At 73.4% G+C, this 15,663-nt stretch carries 12 protein-coding genes; 8 read left to right on the forward strand and 4 right to left on the reverse strand.

Features of this window, described 5'->3' with window-relative positions:
• Positions 1–10: 10 nt before the first annotated feature.
• On the reverse strand, positions 11–220 hold the full coding sequence (locus tag ACFWA9_RS03215) for a hypothetical protein (protein ID WP_380382673.1): 210 nt from the start codon (positions 218–220) through the stop codon (positions 11–13).
• Between the two features lie 483 nt (positions 221–703).
• Between ACFWA9_RS03215 and ACFWA9_RS03220 the strand changes: the two genes are divergently transcribed.
• The 3 genes from ACFWA9_RS03220 to ACFWA9_RS03230 are packed head-to-tail and all read left to right on the forward strand — an operon-like array spanning position 704 to position 4,742.
• Positions 704–2,845: a helix-turn-helix transcriptional regulator gene (locus ACFWA9_RS03220; RefSeq protein ID WP_380382675.1), complete on the forward strand. Its 2,142-nt coding sequence runs from the start codon at positions 704–706 to the stop codon at positions 2,843–2,845.
• Positions 2,842–3,846 (forward strand): hypothetical protein, encoded by a 1,005-nt coding sequence (locus tag ACFWA9_RS03225; protein ID WP_380382677.1) that lies wholly within the window; start codon positions 2,842–2,844, stop codon positions 3,844–3,846. The genes ACFWA9_RS03220 and ACFWA9_RS03225 overlap by 4 nt, the downstream gene beginning before the upstream one ends.
• Positions 3,843–4,742 (forward strand): DUF6339 family protein, encoded by a 900-nt coding sequence (locus tag ACFWA9_RS03230; protein WP_380382679.1) that lies wholly within the window; start codon positions 3,843–3,845, stop codon positions 4,740–4,742. The genes ACFWA9_RS03225 and ACFWA9_RS03230 overlap by 4 nt, the downstream gene beginning before the upstream one ends.
• Here the strand turns inward: ACFWA9_RS03230 and ACFWA9_RS03235 are convergent.
• From ACFWA9_RS03235 to ACFWA9_RS03245, 3 genes are read right to left on the reverse strand one after another with little or no spacing between them, the layout of a single operon-like run.
• On the reverse strand, positions 4,670–6,046 hold the full coding sequence (locus tag ACFWA9_RS03235; RefSeq protein WP_380382681.1) for a DNA cytosine methyltransferase: 1,377 nt from the start codon (positions 6,044–6,046) through the stop codon (positions 4,670–4,672). The two genes, ACFWA9_RS03230 and ACFWA9_RS03235, sit on opposite strands and share 73 nt — an antisense overlap.
• Positions 6,043–6,480: a very short patch repair endonuclease gene (locus ACFWA9_RS03240; protein ID WP_380382683.1), complete on the reverse strand. Its 438-nt coding sequence runs from the start codon at positions 6,478–6,480 to the stop codon at positions 6,043–6,045. Before ACFWA9_RS03240 ends, ACFWA9_RS03235 begins: the two co-directional genes overlap by 4 nt.
• A gap of 34 nt (positions 6,481–6,514) precedes the next feature.
• Positions 6,515–6,751, reverse strand: coding sequence for a hypothetical protein (locus ACFWA9_RS03245; protein ID WP_380382685.1), 237 nt, complete (start codon positions 6,749–6,751; stop codon positions 6,515–6,517).
• Positions 6,752–7,373: 622 nt separating this feature from the next.
• Between ACFWA9_RS03245 and ACFWA9_RS03250 the strand changes: the two genes are divergently transcribed.
• The 5 genes from ACFWA9_RS03250 (at position 7,374) to ACFWA9_RS03270 (ending at position 15,659) form a co-directional block, all read left to right on the forward strand.
• A complete protein-coding gene (locus ACFWA9_RS03250) occupies positions 7,374–7,754 on the forward strand; it encodes a PP2C family protein-serine/threonine phosphatase (RefSeq protein ID WP_380382686.1) in 381 nt (126 codons plus the stop codon).
• A 394-nt stretch (positions 7,755–8,148) separates the two neighbouring features.
• Complete coding sequence (locus ACFWA9_RS03255; RefSeq protein WP_380382688.1) at positions 8,149–9,516, forward strand: MFS transporter; 1,368 nt, start codon at positions 8,149–8,151, stop codon at positions 9,514–9,516.
• A gap of 51 nt (positions 9,517–9,567) precedes the next feature.
• Entirely contained in the window at positions 9,568–10,854 is a 1,287-nt protein-coding gene (locus ACFWA9_RS03260) for a non-ribosomal peptide synthetase (RefSeq protein ID WP_380382690.1), read from the forward strand.
• A 498-nt stretch (positions 10,855–11,352) separates the two neighbouring features.
• Complete coding sequence (locus tag ACFWA9_RS03265) at positions 11,353–14,469, forward strand: amino acid adenylation domain-containing protein (protein ID WP_380382691.1); 3,117 nt, start codon at positions 11,353–11,355, stop codon at positions 14,467–14,469.
• 14 nt (positions 14,470–14,483) lie between these two features.
• Positions 14,484–15,659, forward strand: coding sequence for an acyl-CoA dehydrogenase family protein (locus tag ACFWA9_RS03270; protein ID WP_359836532.1), 1,176 nt, complete (start codon positions 14,484–14,486; stop codon positions 15,657–15,659).
• The last annotated feature ends 4 nt before the right edge of the window (positions 15,660–15,663 follow it).

Raw genomic sequence — 15,663 nt, forward strand, 5'->3', positions numbered from 1 at the left:
GGAGGCGCCGTCAGCGGGCGCGGCGCACGGTGATCCTGACGATGCGCTGGCAGTGACCGGGGTTCCGACGCGGGCGACGCGCCCGGGCCTCGGCGTCGCAGATGGCGTTCCGGTAGGCAGTGACCATGTCGTGGTCGATGCCGTAGAGGTAGAGGTAGGCGCCGAGGTCCTGCGGGGCCTCGGCGGCGAGCCGGTCGTACGTGGTGACGATGGAACGCATGCGGTGGAGCGGGGAATTCTGCGGGGACACCGGAGCTACCTGCGCTTTCGCTTCGCTTTCGTGTGACTTGCACGATGGAGTGGTGCGAGGTGGTGCAGGAGGAGACGGATCGCGTGCGGAACGGCGGAATCCGTTGAAGGACTCCGGAGGCGGCCGTAAGGAATTCCCCCAGGAAAACGGGCATGCCACACCCTGTTGCAGGGTCACTTCCACGGCGCCCGCCGCGGAAGTGGCAGAAAACTTAGCACATGGAGCCCGGCGGTGTGCAACCCCGGGTCGAACGCGGATTATTCGGGCTTTTCGCGCAAATTCGGGCAGGTTCGGGAGTCCTTCCCCGTTTCGATATTCGATCGTGTTCGACGCTCGCTTCCACTGGACATGCCACCTGTCAAAGGTCGATTGACAAGGGGGTGTCGCTGTCAACAGTGATGCGATAGCGTGGCCCTCACCTCGTAAGACAGGCCATTCGGAAGCAGGTAGGACGTGAAGGCGGCTGAGGAGTTCGGCCCCTGGCTGGCACGCCAGCTCAGGAATGCCGGGAAGAGTCAGACCGATCTGGCGCTGGAGCTGGAGGTGACCCGGGCCGCAGTCTCGGCTTGGATCGTCGGCCGGTCCGTGCCCCGGGACGAGACAATCCGGCGCATCGCCGAAGTTCTCAACACCGACCTGGAGACCGTCCACACGCGCAGCGCCGACGCCCAACTCGCCTTGCCCGTCCAGTGGTATCACAGGCCGGCCCACGCCGACGGTGGCAGGGAGTACGGCAACGCCGCGGCGTTCGCGTTCGAGGCCGACGTCTCGGTGCTCGCCCGCGAAGCCACGCAGAACAGCCTCGACGCGCGCCTCGACCATGCCGAGCCCGTGCGGGTGCGGTACACCCTGCACGAACTCACCGGCGAGCCCCTCGCCCGCTTCCGCGAGGCCATCGACTGGGAGAGCCTACGGCCGCACTACGACGCGCTCACCGCCGACGGCGGGAAGCAGGGCAAGGTCTCGCGCACGATCGCGGCCGGACTGCGTGACATGTACCAGCACGACCGCCTCGTGCTGCTCCGCGTCGACGACTACAACGCCACCGGTCTGACCGGCGGCGACTACGAGGACGGGCTCTTCGCCGCCGTCGTCCGTCGTCAACTCGACAGTCACAAACGGGACCTCGGCGCCGGCGGTTCCTACGGCCTGGGCAAGGCGACTCTGTGGGCCACCAGCCGACTCGGCTTGGTGCTGATCAACTCCACCCTCTCGGAGCCCCACGAGGGCCGCACCGAGCGACGTCTCATCGGCCGGCTCGACCTCCCCTGGCGCGAGGTCGACGACCGGGCGTGTGCCGGTCCGGCCTGGTTCGGACGTCCCGATCCGACCACTGAGTCCGCGGACGTGGTCCGTTCCTGGTGGGCCGACGAAGAGACCGTCGAGAAGCTGCACCTCACGCGTGAGAGCGCGGCACCCGGCACCTCCTTCCTCATCGTCGGTGCCCACGACGTGGCCAGCCTGCTGGCCGTCAACGGCGCCGTGGACGACGAGGAGACCGGTGAGGACGACGATTCCGTCCACCGCATGCACGCCCGGCTCGTCGACGCGCTCGGTCGCAACTTCTGGGCCGCGATGACCGGAGGCGGCGATCGCAAGCCGCACCTGGAGGCGTCCGTCCGCTCGTACCGCAACGGCGAAGTGCTGATCCCGGAGGAACACGTGGATCCGGCCGTGGCCCAGCCCTCCCGCACCCGCGCCCTGCGGGCCTTCCTGGAGGGGACCACCGTCGACCGGCTCACGGGCCCGGGGCAGGTCGCCCGAGCCTGCGTCCAGCTCAACGTGCCGCTCCACGGAGGTCAGGCGCGCGGTGCCGTGCCGCACGAGGCCGTGGTCCTGGTCACCGACGCCGAGGACGCCGACGGCCGTCCCAACCGGATGGTCTCGATGCGTGGCAACCGCATGACCGTCAAGGACAGTGCCGTCACCAACATCCCGGTCGGCACCAACCCCTTCCAGGCCATCCTCCTCGCCGGCCGTGCGGCGGGCCCGGAGGCCCTCGGCGCCGAGGCGGCCGAGGAGTTCCTGCGGGCCTCCGAGCCCCCTGAGCACAACAAGTGGGGGCAGACGGAGGAGTTGCGGCTGTCGTACTCACCCTCCGCTTACCGGCGCATCGCCGCGCTGACCACCGCTGCGAACACGGCCGTGCGCGACCTCGTGGCCGTGCCGAAGGCCAAGCGCCGCAACGGGGGGGAAGCCAAGATCGCAGGCCGGCTCAAGGTGGGCGGCGGCCCGAAGAAAGCACGTCCCGTGGCAGCGGCATTGCCCGAGCTGGACAACGTCGATGCCCTGATCGACGAGACGGGAGCGTGGTCGGTCACGGTCGACCTTCGGGTGTCCCCCGGGGTGGACACGGACCGTCCGGTCACCCCGGTCGCCAAGTTCGACGTGCGCTCCGGCCCCCGGCCGGCCGCCCCCTGGAAGGACCTCGTCGCCATCAGCGGTTGCGAGGTCGTCGACGGCTCCCTGCAGCTGTCGCCGGGAAGCCGCAAGGCCGTCTTCCGGGGCGTCACCGACGTCTCCCGGCACCCGGTCCGGGCCCAGCTGACCGGACTGGTCGTCGAACTCCGCAGCGGAAAGGGGGAGCAGGCGTGAAGGTCTACTCCTATCGGCGGCTCACCGGGAACGTCTCCTGGCGCGTCGACAGCGCCCAGCTCAAGGCGGAGGGCGAGCCCTGGGAGGACGTGGAGAGCAAGTACCTGTCCACCGTCGAACGCGTCGTCGCCCTTGGGCCCGACGAGGACCGCCCCGATTGGACCCAGGCCCGACTGCGCCTCTCCGCGGGCCTCCCGGCCAAGGCCCTCGATCCCTCGGGCCCTTGGCAGGACGTCAAGTTGGTCGCCGTCCTCGCCGAGCGGGCCACTAACACCCGTACGACGGTGGAGTTCGCCGCCGTCTCCGAGGACGCCCGCGAGCGGACCGCCGAGCTGTACGTCCATCGTTGCGACCTCCTCGACCGGGCTTCCCTCACGGTGCACGTGGTGGCCACCGTCGACGGAGTGCCGGGTCGCGTGATCGCCACATCCGACGTGGAGTGGTTCGTCGACGTCATCGAGACCGCGCCCTCGTTGGCTCGCGAACTAGAGGTCAGGATGGTCAACTTCGCGGCAGGGGCCAGCCGCCTCCAGCGCTACAAGGACTCCCCGTGGCTGGTCGACACCACCGGTCGGATCCCCGCCGTCCGGGTCAACACCGACTTCGACGGCCTCGGTGACCTGATGGGTGCCGACGGCGGCACCGGACCGGAGGCGACCGTCCGGGAACTCCTCCTCGCGCAGATGTGCTCCGAGGTCTGGACGGCGGTCTTCCACTCCGCCGTCGGTGACCTGGAGGTCGAGGAAGACGGGACTCCGGTGTTCCCGCACGGTTGGCAGGGCGAGGTGCTCCGGGAGATGCTCCCCGACATGTACGCCGACCGGGAGCCGGAGCAGGCGTTGCGGGCGGTCCACGCGGCGCGCACGGGATCCTCCGCCATCGGATGGGGGGAACTCCAATCCCGGATCCACTTCGCCGCCTCCCGGCGCGCCGGCGTCCCCCGGACGCTGTCCACCACCATCCGTGACCTGGAACGCCTCACACAGGGGGACGACGCATGACCGACCGACCCGTCCACCTCCCGGAGCGCCTCGCCCTGCTGCCGAACGCCGAGGCGGCGGACTTCCTCACCGACGGGCTGCTCAGCGGTCGCGAGGACGTGCCCAGCATCAAGCTCAATGAACTCACCGAACGGCTTCCGCACGAGGACCGGAGGGGGGAGCTGCGACCCGTCCGCGACTTGGCCGAGGACGCCATGAGCTACTGCCGCGGCAACGGGTTCAAGGCGACCCAGGCCGACGCCTGGCTCGCTCCGCGCCTCCATGCGGCGCTGCGGCTCACCCGAAGGGAGGCGGCCGACCCCGCCTTCTGGAACTTCCTCGCGCTCGGCGTCGCCCCGGACTACGTGGTCTGGCGGCACCTGGCGGAGCCCAAGGACGGCAAGCCCGCCAAGGTGGCGGCCGAGCGCTTCCGGGGGCAGCACCACAAGCAGGCCTTCGCCCGCCTCTGGTGGGCGGCCGAGCTCTTCCGCGACGGCGCGGACTACGAGCCCGTCGTCACGGCCTGCGGGAGCCAGGACATCCTCAACACCGCGTTGCGCATGTCCGTGATCAACCACCGGCCTACGGCCCAGGCGATCGTCCGGCTGGTCGCGAAGGGGGTCGTCACCACCGGCCGCGAGGTCAACGCGCTCGCCGGAGCCGTGAACGTCTCCGCGGCGACACTGATGTACGACGTGATCGCCCCCGACGCCGACCGTGAGTCCCGGCCCCTGCTCGACTGGATCGCCGAGGCCGAGACCGCCCGCCAGGTGTCACGGCACGTGCTCCCGACCGGGCCCGAGGAGGAACCGGCACCGGAACTCTCCGTGAGCAGGCTGGTGGACTACTTCGCCGAGCTCTTCGCGGATGCGGCCGTCCGGGGACGGGCGGCGGATGAGGTCGAGAGGGAGGACTGATCCTCGGGCTTCGGGCAGTTCGGGCCGCAGCCCACCTCCGGAATGTCGCAGCCACCCTTCTTGCGAAGAAGGACGTGATCCTCGGGGGTGGGCACCTTCCAGGCGTCCCGGAACCTCTCCTCCGCCGCGGTCGGCAGGGACAGGGCCGAGGCCAGCACGTGCATGCCGAACAGTGGGGGCACGGCATTGCCCACCTGCTGTGACTGGTCGCCGCTCGACCAGGGGTAGTCGGGCGGGAAGGTCTGAAGGACGCCGGCCTCCCGAATGGACAGACGCTCCGGATGGTGCGGACTGAGATCCGGGTGCTGGACGGCGTTGCGGGAGACCTTCCCGGTGACCGTGAACGACGGCTGCCGGTCTGTGCGGATACCGCGATTCTCCGAGACGCCACCGGTGCTGTAGTTCGACCTGATCTGGAACGGAACCTTCCTGCGCTCGGGTCCCGACTTCACCCCGAGCACTTCACCCATCGAGACCCAGGGCTTGAGCGGTGTGGTGCCTTCCGCCACCGGCAGTGCCGTCTGGCAAGGCTGGGCCATCACCTTCTCGTCGTCCGGGCCGCCCAGTGCCGGATTGTGCGGGCTGAACGTGTGGTGAGTCGGGCGCGGAAGGCGAGGGCTGCCGTGTTCGGCGAGTCGCGCGATCAGGATCGTCCGCCGGCGGCTCTGGGGGACGCCGTACGCCTCGGTGTGCAGGGTCGCGACCTCGGCGACCTTGTACTTCACCCTCGTCCCGTCCGTTCCAGGCAAGCCCTTCTCCAAGGCCTCCTTGTAGACCTTCCAGAGGTTCTTGACCTGGGGGACCTGCTCGAGAACGATCACGTCGAAGGGGCGATTGCCCCGCTTCTCGCAGCTGAGCGCCTTGATCGCGTACCGCAGGGGCTCCAGGACCAGAGTCGTCCGGTGGTCCCCGGTCAGCTTCTCGAGCTCTTCCAGCTGCGCGTCGATCTCCTCGTCGGAGGATCCTTCGATCAACGCGTGGATGAGCTTCTCCACCTCGCCCAGCGCCCTGCGGCCGGCACCGTGGCCCGCCACCGAGTACGTCTGGCACGGCGGGCCACCGGCCAGCACGTTCAGCTCTGCGGGGAGCTCGTCGAACCTGTCCCGACGCACCGCGCTGACGTCTGCGTGCCACGTCTCCAGCCCGGCTTTGTAGCGCGTGTCACAGGCGTTCTTGTCCCACTCGATCCCGAGCGACTGCACCCCGAGCATGTGTGCAGCCACGTCGAGCCCGCCCGGACCGGCGAACAGGTCCAGCATGTACGGCTTCTCGAGAAATGGGGCGGCTGCGTCGGAGCTGGTCATGTGGTGAGAGTGTAGCCGGCGGCGCGGCGGTCGCGGACCAGGATGACGATCCGCTCGGCGGCCTGGGTGGGGTTCTCGTGCTCCCAGACGCGCACCGACAGCCAGCCGGCCTCGGCGAGGCGGGTGTCCGTGTCGTGGTCCCTGGTGCGGTTCTTCTCGATCTTCTCCCGCCAGAAATCGGCGTTGTTCTTCGGCCACGTCGCGTGCTCGGGGCAGCCGTGCCAGAAGCAGCCGTCGACGAAGACCGCGACGCGCGCCGGACCGAAGAGGATGTCGGCCTCGCGTCGCACGCTCTTGAGCGGCCGGCGGTGGACCCGGTAGCGGAGACCGGCGGCGTGCAGGGTCCTGCGGAGGGCGATCTCGATGTCCGTGTCGCGGCTGCGCTGCTTGCTCATCCGCGCGCGGATCTTCGGAGTGGTCTCCAGGGAGGGCATGGTTCCATTCTGACGCTTCGGGGGCGGGGTGGGGTCAGGGGGTGGAGAGGATCAGGCGGCGGGTGGTGTTGTGGTAGTGGAGGCGGGTGAGGGCGGTGGACATGGGGGTGTTGGTGAGGTCGGTGTCGGCGCGGATGTGGGCGGGAGCGGGGGTGGTATCGGTGGCGACGAGGCGGGTGATCTCGGCGAGGATGTCGGTGGCGTAGCCATGGCCGCGGTGGGCGGGGAGGACGCCGGGGTAGCCGCGACGGGGGTGCGGGCGACGCGCCACCAGGTGCGGTCGCCGAGCATGGTGTCGCGGTAGAAGACGACGTCCTCGCGGGCCTGGGCCTCGTCGCCGACGCGGTCGGCCTCGGCGCGGGAGGCGGTGTCGAGGCTGCCGGCCAGGACCTGGCGGAACAGGTCGACGAAGACCTCGTCGTCGGGTTCGGGGGTGAAGCGCAGGCGGGTGGAGGGGCCGGGAGGCCGGCCTGCGGGGTCCATTCGTAGCGGGGGCGTTCCGGGTGGGCGGTGAGGCCGGCGCGGCGGGCGGCCTCCTGGCGCCAGGCGACGGCGGCGCGGGTGTCGGGCCGCTCGCGCCAGTCGCCGGGGAGGATGAGGTGGTAGTCGGCGGGGTGTCCTGGCTGGCCCAGGCGTAGGAGGCGTGGGCGACGGTGAGCAGGTCGGCGGCCAGGGTGGTGCGGTCGGGCCGTCGTGGACGTAGAGGCCATCGAGGGCGCCGGGGTGGGCGTCGCCCGGGTTGCCCCACCAGACGGCGAGGGTGTCCGGGGCAGGATGCGTCGGGGCGGACAGGACCAGGGGGAGGATCAGGGTGGTCGCGGCGGCCTCGGCGGCGTTGAACACGGTGACCAGGCGGAGCAGGTGGCGCAGGCCGGGCCGACCGGGAGGGGGTGGTGCGCACGCTCGACTGCGGGCACCCCGGCCCGTACCTGCTGAGCGCCGACGCCCGTCTCGCGCCGCCCGTGCTGCGGTTGGACGCGGCCGACCCGGGGCTGCCGCTGGGGATGGGCGGCCTGGGGGTCGCGCGGCCCGCGCCGGAGAGCCGGCCGTTCCCGCCCGGGTGCACGCTGCTGCTGGTGACCGACGGGGTGACCGAGGCCCGGGACGCGGCGGGGGAGTTCTACGACCCGGTGCTCGGGCTGGCCGGGCTGGGGCCGGTCGCCGGGCCGGGCGAGGTGCTGGACGCGCTGGTGGCCGATGTCGAGCGGTGGACCGGCGGTCCGCGGGACGACGACATGGCGGTGCTGGCGATCACCCGTCGGTCGGAGGGCTGAGGGCGCGGCAGCTCGGGTGGACGGGTCGACAGGCGGACGGGTCGATGGTTCGACGCGGCCACCGTCGGTCACGCCCATATCACGGTGGGGTGACGTCCTCGCGGTACTCCACGGAATCCGGCCAAGTTGAGTGGTGGCGTCCGATGGCCGGAAAGTAGGGGTCCGAATATCGGACGGAGAAATGGACGGCCGACCGCCGACGGGCCCCGGGTGCTCCTCGGCCCGTGCCGCCTAGGCCGACCGGCCGCGGGGGCCCCGCGCCCGGGCCATAAGGGCGCGTAAGAGGCCTGCAAGGGGTGGTCGGGGGAGTGGCGGGATCCGGCCGACCGGCGGTTCGTCCGGAAACGGACCCGGTGGTTGCCCGGTGTCGAAGGGGTGACGGAAAGTCGAACCAATGAACGAGAAGCCTCACCCCCGTCGGGCCCGTCTGTTCGGCCACCGCGACTTCCGGCTCCTGCTGACCGGCGCCGCGGCGGCCCAGACGGGCAGTCAGGTCACGCTGGTCGCGCTGCCGTTGGTGGCGGTGGTGGTGCTGGACGCCACCCCGTTCGAGGTCGGCCTGCTGACCGCCGCCGAGACCGCCGCCTTCCTGCTGGTCGGACTGCCGGCCGGAGCCTGGCTGGACCGGATGCGCAAGCTTCCGGTGCTGATCCGCGCCGACCTCGTGCGCTGCCTGGCGGTCGGGACGATCCCGCCGGCGGCGGCGCTCGGGGTGCTGACCATGCCACAGCTCTACCTGGTGGCGCTGGTCACGGGGGTGGCGACGGTGTTCTTCGACGTCGCCCACCAGTCCTTCCTGCCCGCCGTCCTGCCGCGAGAGCAACTCGTCGACGGGAACGGGGCGTTGGAGACGGTCCGGTCCTCGGCGCAGATCGCCGGGCCGGGCCTGGGCGGCGGACTGGTCCAACTGCTCGGCGCGCCGCTCGCCATCGTGGCCGACGCCTTCGGCTACCTGGTCTCCGCACTGCTGCTCGCCCGGATCCGGGTCGAGGAGCCGCTCGCGGAGCCGGAGCCCGGACGCTCGCTGCGCGCCGAGGTGGGGGAGGGCGTCCGGTTCGTGCTCGGGCACCCGCTGCTGCGGGCGATCGCGGCCGCCACCGCGGTGTCCAACCTGTTCGCGGCCGTGCTGATGGCCGTGCAGACCGTCTTCTGGGTGCGGGTGCTCGACCTGGCACCGGGGGCCATCGGCGTGCTGCTGTCGGTCTCCGCCGTCGGCGGGCTGGCGGGCGCGCTGTGCGCCGGCCGGCTGGCGCGGTGGGTCGGACAAGCCCGGCTGATCTGGCTGTCCACGCTGGTGACGGCGCCGTTCGCGGTGCTGTGGCCGCTGTCCGACGGCGGCCTGGGCGTGGTGCTGTTCGGCTTCGCCTCCGGGGTGGTGCTGTTCGGGGCGGTCGCCTACAACGTCGCCCAGGTCAGCTTCAGGCAGAGCGTCTGCCCGCCGGAGCTGCTCGGCCGGATGAACGCCACCATGCGCTTCCTGGTGTGGGGCACGCTGCCGATCGGCGCGCTGGGCGGCGGCATCGTCGCCGACTCGGCCGGGCCGCGGGCCGCGCTCTGGCTCTGCGCGGTCGGGTTCCTGCTCGTGCCGGTGCCGCTGCTGCTGTCGCCGCTGCGGCGGATGCGCGAACTGCCGGGCGGCCCGGACGGTATCGGGTCGACCGCCGCCGGCGGGGACGCCACCGCGACCACACCCGACAGCGCCGCCGGGGGCAGCCCCGATCGCGCCACCGAGGAGCCCGCCGTGAGCCCCAGCACCCACTGACCGACCCCAGACCTCCTGCCGAGCCGCGACCGGAAACCGGAGACCGTTCCCGTGCACGCCAGCATCACCTCCGCCTACCTCGCCCGGTACCGCAGCGCTGCCGCGGACTCCCCGGCCGACCTGCTCCCGCTGACCGGAGCCCAGCGACGGTTCCTGATCACCCGTCGACTCGCGCCGCACGACCGCTCCGACGTCGTCCCGCTGTTCTTCGCCTACCCGCGGGGCACCCTCGACGTGGAGCGGCTGGCCCGCGCCGCGGCCGCCGTCGCCGCCCACCACCCGGCCCTGTCCGGCGGCTTCGCGACCGTGCGCGGCACACCCGTCCTGCGGGTCGGCGGCCCCTCGGCCGAGGCCGCCCGGATCAGCGTCGCCCCCGGCGACACGGCCCGCGCGGCGCTGCGCCGGGCCCTGCTGGACCGCCCCGCCGGCGGTCCCGCGCTGCGCCTGCTGGTGGCCCGGGACCCGGACGGCGAGGAGGAGCTGCTCGCCCTCGCGCTCGACCACGCGGCCTGCGACGAGCAGTCGCTCGGGGTGCTCACCGCCGGGCTGAGCGAGGCCTACGAGGGCGGTGACGCCCCGGCGGCGGGCCCCGGCCCGCAGGCGCTGGCCGACTACCGCCAGGCCGTCGAACTCCAACTGGCCGCCGAGGACGCCGCCGGCGGGACCGCCGCCCAGACCCACTGGGGCCGTCGGCTCGGCGCCCTGACCGGGGCCGGCGGCGGCGCGGCCACGTCCACCGGGATGCTCACCGAGCGGCTGCCCGCCGCCGAGGGTGCCGCCCGCGGCGCGGTCTTCCCGGCCCTGCTGGACGCCGTTGGGGCCGCCGCGCACCGGCTGCACCCCGTGGACGGCCCGCTCGCGCTCGGCTACCCGTGGGGCGGCCGCCCGCCCGGCGCGCCCGCCGCGCTCGGCTGCTTCCTCAACACCCTGGTGCACCCGGCCGGTCCGACCCCCACCGACGACCTGGACGCCCTCGCCGACGCCTGGTGGGACGACCTCGACCACGCCGGCACCCCGTTCGACGAGGTGGTGCGCGCCGCACGGACCGCGGGGGCGGCCTGGTCGGGCGCGCTGGACGCCATGCTCACCCTGGAGGACCTGCACCGCCGCCCGCCGCTGGTGCTCGGCGGCACGCCCGGCCGGGAGACCCACCTGGCCGGACGACCGCTCGCCGCCCCGCTCGCCGTCTCCGCCTCGCACGGCGACGACCTGCTGGTCCGGCTCGCCTGGGACAGCGACCGCTTCGCCGAGACCGACGCCCACGCCGCCTTCGCCGACCTGCTCGCCGTCCTGCGGCAGCACCTCTACGCCCGGCCCCGCCCGGGCGCGCTCGCCTGATCCGCCTCTGCGGTACGGCGTCTGACGTTTCGTCGGGCGCCGGCGCCTGACCTGCCGCCGGTATCCGGCGGCCGACCTGGCGCGGGACTCCCACAGCCGGGCCACCGGGCCCGAACGCGCCCGCCCCGCCCCGGCCGGGGCTCGCGCCGCACAGCTCCCGTGCCCACAGCTCCCGTGCCGCACCGCTCCCGCGCCCCACCGCGAGGGCCCGACCTCCCACGGTCCCGCGAGGGCCCGACCTCCCGCGCCCCACGCCGCGGGCCCCGACCTCCCGCGCCCTCCCGCGCGGGCCTGAGCTCCCCCACCGGATCCGCCTCGCCGGATCCACCGCGCCTGGACGCGCGGGCCCCGACGGGCCCGACCGTGCAGATGCCCCGACCCGGGACCGCACCGTCACCTCGGTGCGCCCCGGTTGACAGCCGGAACGGGACCACCCCACGCCCGCCGCCGGCGCCACCACCGACGTGCCGACAAGCCCACCACACAAGGGAACCGCCCATGTTCGCACTCTCTCCGTCGCAAGAGATCGTCTGGCTGCACGAACAGATGCTGCCGGGCAGCCGCGCCTACAACTTCACCGCCGTCCTCGACCTGTACGGCACCCTCGACCGGGACGCGCTGCACGCGGGTCTGGCCGCGGTCCTGGACCACCACCCGGGCCTGCGCCTGGAGTTGGTGCCCCGGCCCGAGGGCCTGCCCGGCCAGCGGGTCGCCGAGGGGTGTCGACCGGAGCTGCGCCACAGCGACTTCACCGCCGAGGACGACCCGGATGCCGCCTTCCGGCGACTGCTCGCCGCCGAGGCCGAGGAGCCGGTGGACACCGAGCGGGCGCCGGTGCTGCGCTGGCACCTGGTCCGGATCGCCGAGGAGCACCACCGGCTGATCCACGTCGAGCACCACCTCGTCCACGACGGCCACTCCTTCGCGATCCTGCTGCGCGACCTGTTCACCGTCTACCGCGCCCAGGTCCTCGGCGAGCCCTACGAGCTGCCCGCCGCCCCCTCGTACGAGGAGCACGCGCGGACCGCCGCCGACGTGTCCCGCGAGCGCGCTCTCGACTTCTGGACCAAGGAGCTGGCCGACGCGCCGCGCGAGGTCACGCTGCCCGGGCTGGCCCGGCCGGGCGCCGAGCGCCGCCACCGGGGCGGCCAGCTGCGCCAGTCGATCGGCGCCGACCTGGCCGAGCGGCTGCGCGAGCGCAGCAAGGCGGACGGCCACACCCCGTTCAGCACCATGCTCGCCCTGCTCGCCGAGCTGCTGCGCCGGCACAGCGGGCACCGCGAGCTCGTGGTCGGCACCGCCGTCGGCAACCGCCCGGAGGGCTTCGAGGGCACCGTCGGCATGTTCGTGAACACCGTGCCGCTGCGCCTGCGGCTCGATCCCGCCGCGCCTGGCACCGAGGCGGTGGACGAGGTGACCGACGTCCTGATGCGCGCGCTGCCGTACCAGGACCTGCCGGTGCAGGAGCTGACCCGCCGCCTGGGCCTGCACACCAGCGGCGCCGACAACCCGCTGTGGAACGTGATGTTCAGCGCGCACGACGCGGCGCTGCCGGACGTCCAGGCGCCCGGGCTGGAGGTCTCGCTGTACGAGGGCTTCAACACCGGCACCACCCGCTTCGACCTCGACCTGGTGCTGCTGCCCGACGACCGCCGGGTGGTCGGCGAGAAGCACGGCGTCGCCGGCATGACCCTGGTCTGGGACTACGACGCGGACCTGTTCCGCGAGTCCGAGGCCGTGCTGCTGTCCGAGCGGCTGCTGGAGCTGCTGCGCTGCTACCTCGACCGCCCGCTGGCGCCGATCGCCGAGCTGGCCCCGGCACCCGAGACGGAGCCGGCCGCCGCCGTGCCCGCGGACGCCCCGGCCGTGCCCGCCGACGTCTCGGCGCTGCTCGACCCGGCCGCCGCCCACGATCCGAGCGCGCTCGCCCTGCTGGCCGGCAGCGAGCGGATCAGCTACGGCGAACTCGACCGCCGCGTCGCCGCGCTGGTCGAGCGGCTGCGCGCCGCCGGGGTCGCCCCCGGTCAGCCGGTGGCCACCGTCCTGCCGCGCGGCGCGGACAGCGTGGTCGCCCTGCTCGCCTGCCTGCGCCACGGCGCCGTCTACGCGCCGCTGTCCACCGAGGACCCGGCCGCCCGGCTCGGCCTGCTGCTGGAGCGGCTGAGCCCGGCCCTCGTCCTGGCCACCCGGCAGAGCGCCCTCGCGCTGCCCGCCGAGGGCGTCACCCCGGCGCTCCTGGACGGCCCGGCGTTCCCGAAGGCCGAGCCCGCCGCGGTGCTGGACGGCGCCGCCTACCTGATCCACACCTCCGGCTCTACCGGTGTGCCCAAGCCCGTCCGGGTCGGCCGTGAGGCGCTCGCCGGCTACGTCGCCGCGATCGCCGCACGTTACGAACTCACCTCCGCCGACCGGGTGCTGCTGTTCGCCCGGCCGTCCTTCGACGTGGCGCTGGAGGAGGTGCTGCCCGCCCTCGCCGTCGGCGCCGCCCTGGTCGTGCCGCAGCGCGAGGTGCCCACCGGGCCCGAGCTGGTGGCCGTCCTCGCCGCCCGCGGCGTCACCGTCGCCAATCTGCCGACCAGCTACCTGCTCGCCGTCCGCGAGGACCTGTGCGAAGCGCTGCGCGACGACCGCTGGTCGCCCCGGCTGCTCGTGCTCGGCGGCGAGCGGCTGCCCGCCCGGGCGCTCGCCGACCTGATCGAGCACACCACCGTGCTGAACGGCTACGGCGTCACCGAGGCCACCGTCACCTCCACCGTGTACCAGGTGACCGCCGCCGATGTCGCCGCGGACGCCGAGGTCCCGCTCGGCACCGAGCTGGACGGCGTCCGGATGTACGTCCTGGACGACACCCTGCGCCCGCTGCCGGCCGGCTGCGTCGGCGAACTCGTCGTCGCTGGACCGATGCTGGCCGACGGCTACCTCGGCTTGCCGGAGCCGACCGCCGCCCGCTTCGTCAGCGTCCCCGCGCTCGACGGCGCCCGCGTCTACCGCACCGGCGACCGCGGCTACCGCGACCTGGACGGCCGGCTGTGCTTCCTCGGCCGCGCCGACAACCAGGTCAAGCTCCGCGGCCACCGCATCGAGCTGGAGGAGATCGAGGCCGCCGCCTCCGCCGAACTCGGCGGCCGCTCCTGCGCGGTGGTGCTGCACACCGACCCGCAGACCGGTCCCCGGCTGCTCGGATTCCTGGAGGGCACCGACCGCCCCGACCAGGCCGGCCTGCACGAGGCGCTCGCCCGCCGGCTGCCCGGCGGACTCGTCCCGGCGAGCTGGACCGCCGTCGCGGCGATGCCGACCCTGCCCGGCGGCAAGCCCGACCGCGCCGCCCTCGCCCGGCTGGCGGACGAGGCCGAGGAGGCCGCCGACGCGGAGACCGCGCCGAGCGCCTTCGCCGACCCCGCCCAGGAGTTGATCGCCGCCGCCTGGCGCGAGGTGCTCGGCCACGACCGCTTCTCCGCGGACTCGCACTTCTTCGAGGTCGGCGGCCACTCGCTGCTCGCCGCGCAGCTCGCCGCCCACCTGGAGCCGCACCTCGGCAGCCGCCCGCCGCTGCGCACCCTGTTCCGCCACGCCGTGCTGGCCGACCAGGCCCGCGCCCTCATCGGCCAGAAGTGAAAGGCGGCCCCGAAATGACCGCGCCCTCCGCCGTCCTGGAAGACGGCCACCGCGAACTCGTCGAGGCCTTCGAGAGCTTCGTCCGACGCGAACTCGTCCCGTTGGCCGCCGAGTTGCCCGAGACCGCCGACCAGGTGCCGGGCGACCTGCGCAGCTACGTCCGCAAGCGCTCCGCCGCGCTCGGCTTCTACGCCGGCGACTACCCCGAGGAGCTCGGCGGCTCCGGCATGCCGTTCACCGCCGTCGTCCTGCTGCACCACGCCGCCGGGCGCAGCGGCTGCGTCCTGGCCCCGTACGCGCTGGCCGGCTCCGACGGTCCCAGCCCGCTGCTGCGCCACGGCACCCCCGAGCAGATCGAGCGCCACCTGATCCCGCTGGTGCGCGGCGAGCAGACCCGCTGCCTCGCCCTCACCGAGCCGCACGCCGGTTCCGACGCCTTCCGGCTCACCACCACCGCGCGGCGCGACGGCGACCGGTGGGTGCTGAACGGGCGCAAGACCTTCGTCAGCAACGCCGAGCACGCCGGGATCGCGCTGGTCGTGGCCGCCACCGACCTCGGCGACGGCGCCGGTCCCACGACCGGGTCCACCGCCTTCGTGCTGCCGATGGACCAGCCCGGGCTGCGGATCGGCCAGCGCTACGAGGGCATGTCGGGCGAGCCGCTGTTCGAGCTGCTCCTCGACGGGGTCACCGTCGGCCCGGAGGCCGTGATCGGCGGCGAGGAGGGGGTCGGCGCGGCCACCGCCCTCGCCATGGACAGCCTCTCGCGCGGCCGCCTGGTGGTCGCCGCGATGTGCAACGGCATCGCGGAGTACGCGCTGCGCATCGGCGTCGAGTACGCCAGGGACCGGCGTGCCTTCGGCCGGGTGATCGGCGAGTACCAGCACGTCCAGGAGCACCTGGTGTCGACCCGGGCCGAGGTCGAGTCCTCCAAGCTGCTCACCCTCGCCTGCGCCCGGCTGGTCGACGAGGGCACCGAGTCGCCCGAGAACGCCGCGCTCGCCAAGCTCACCGCCTCCGAGACCGCGGTGCGGGCGGTCGACCGCTCGCTCCAGGTGCACGGCGCCACCGGCTGGGTGCGGGGCCACCCGCTGGAGTTCCTGTACCGCTACGTGCGGATGACCACGATCATCGAGGGCACCTCCGAGGTGCAGAAGGTCATCATCGCCCGCTCCATGGGCTTGAACTGACGGT

This window comes from Kitasatospora sp. NPDC059973 (genome assembly GCF_042737525.1).
In the GTDB taxonomy this organism is placed as follows: Bacteria; Actinomycetota; Actinomycetes; order Streptomycetales; family Streptomycetaceae; genus Kitasatospora.

What these genes read in the sequence shown, in the direction of transcription:
- ACFWA9_RS03215 (WP_380382673.1), bottom strand. Translation starts at nt 220, where the DNA reads ATGCGTTCCATCGTCACCACGTACGACCGGCTCGCCGCCGAGGCCCCG.
- ACFWA9_RS03230 (WP_380382679.1), top strand. Translation starts at nt 3,843, where the DNA reads ATGACCGACCGACCCGTCCACCTCCCGGAGCGCCTCGCCCTGCTGCCG.
- ACFWA9_RS03235 (WP_380382681.1), bottom strand. Translation starts at nt 6,046, where the DNA reads ATGACCAGCTCCGACGCAGCCGCCCCATTTCTCGAGAAGCCGTACATG.
- ACFWA9_RS03240 (WP_380382683.1), bottom strand. Translation starts at nt 6,480, where the DNA reads ATGCCCTCCCTGGAGACCACTCCGAAGATCCGCGCGCGGATGAGCAAG.
- ACFWA9_RS03255 (WP_380382688.1), top strand. Translation starts at nt 8,149, where the DNA reads ATGAACGAGAAGCCTCACCCCCGTCGGGCCCGTCTGTTCGGCCACCGC.
- ACFWA9_RS03265 (WP_380382691.1), top strand. Translation starts at nt 11,353, where the DNA reads ATGTTCGCACTCTCTCCGTCGCAAGAGATCGTCTGGCTGCACGAACAG.
- ACFWA9_RS03270 (WP_359836532.1), top strand. Translation starts at nt 14,484, where the DNA reads ATGACCGCGCCCTCCGCCGTCCTGGAAGACGGCCACCGCGAACTCGTC.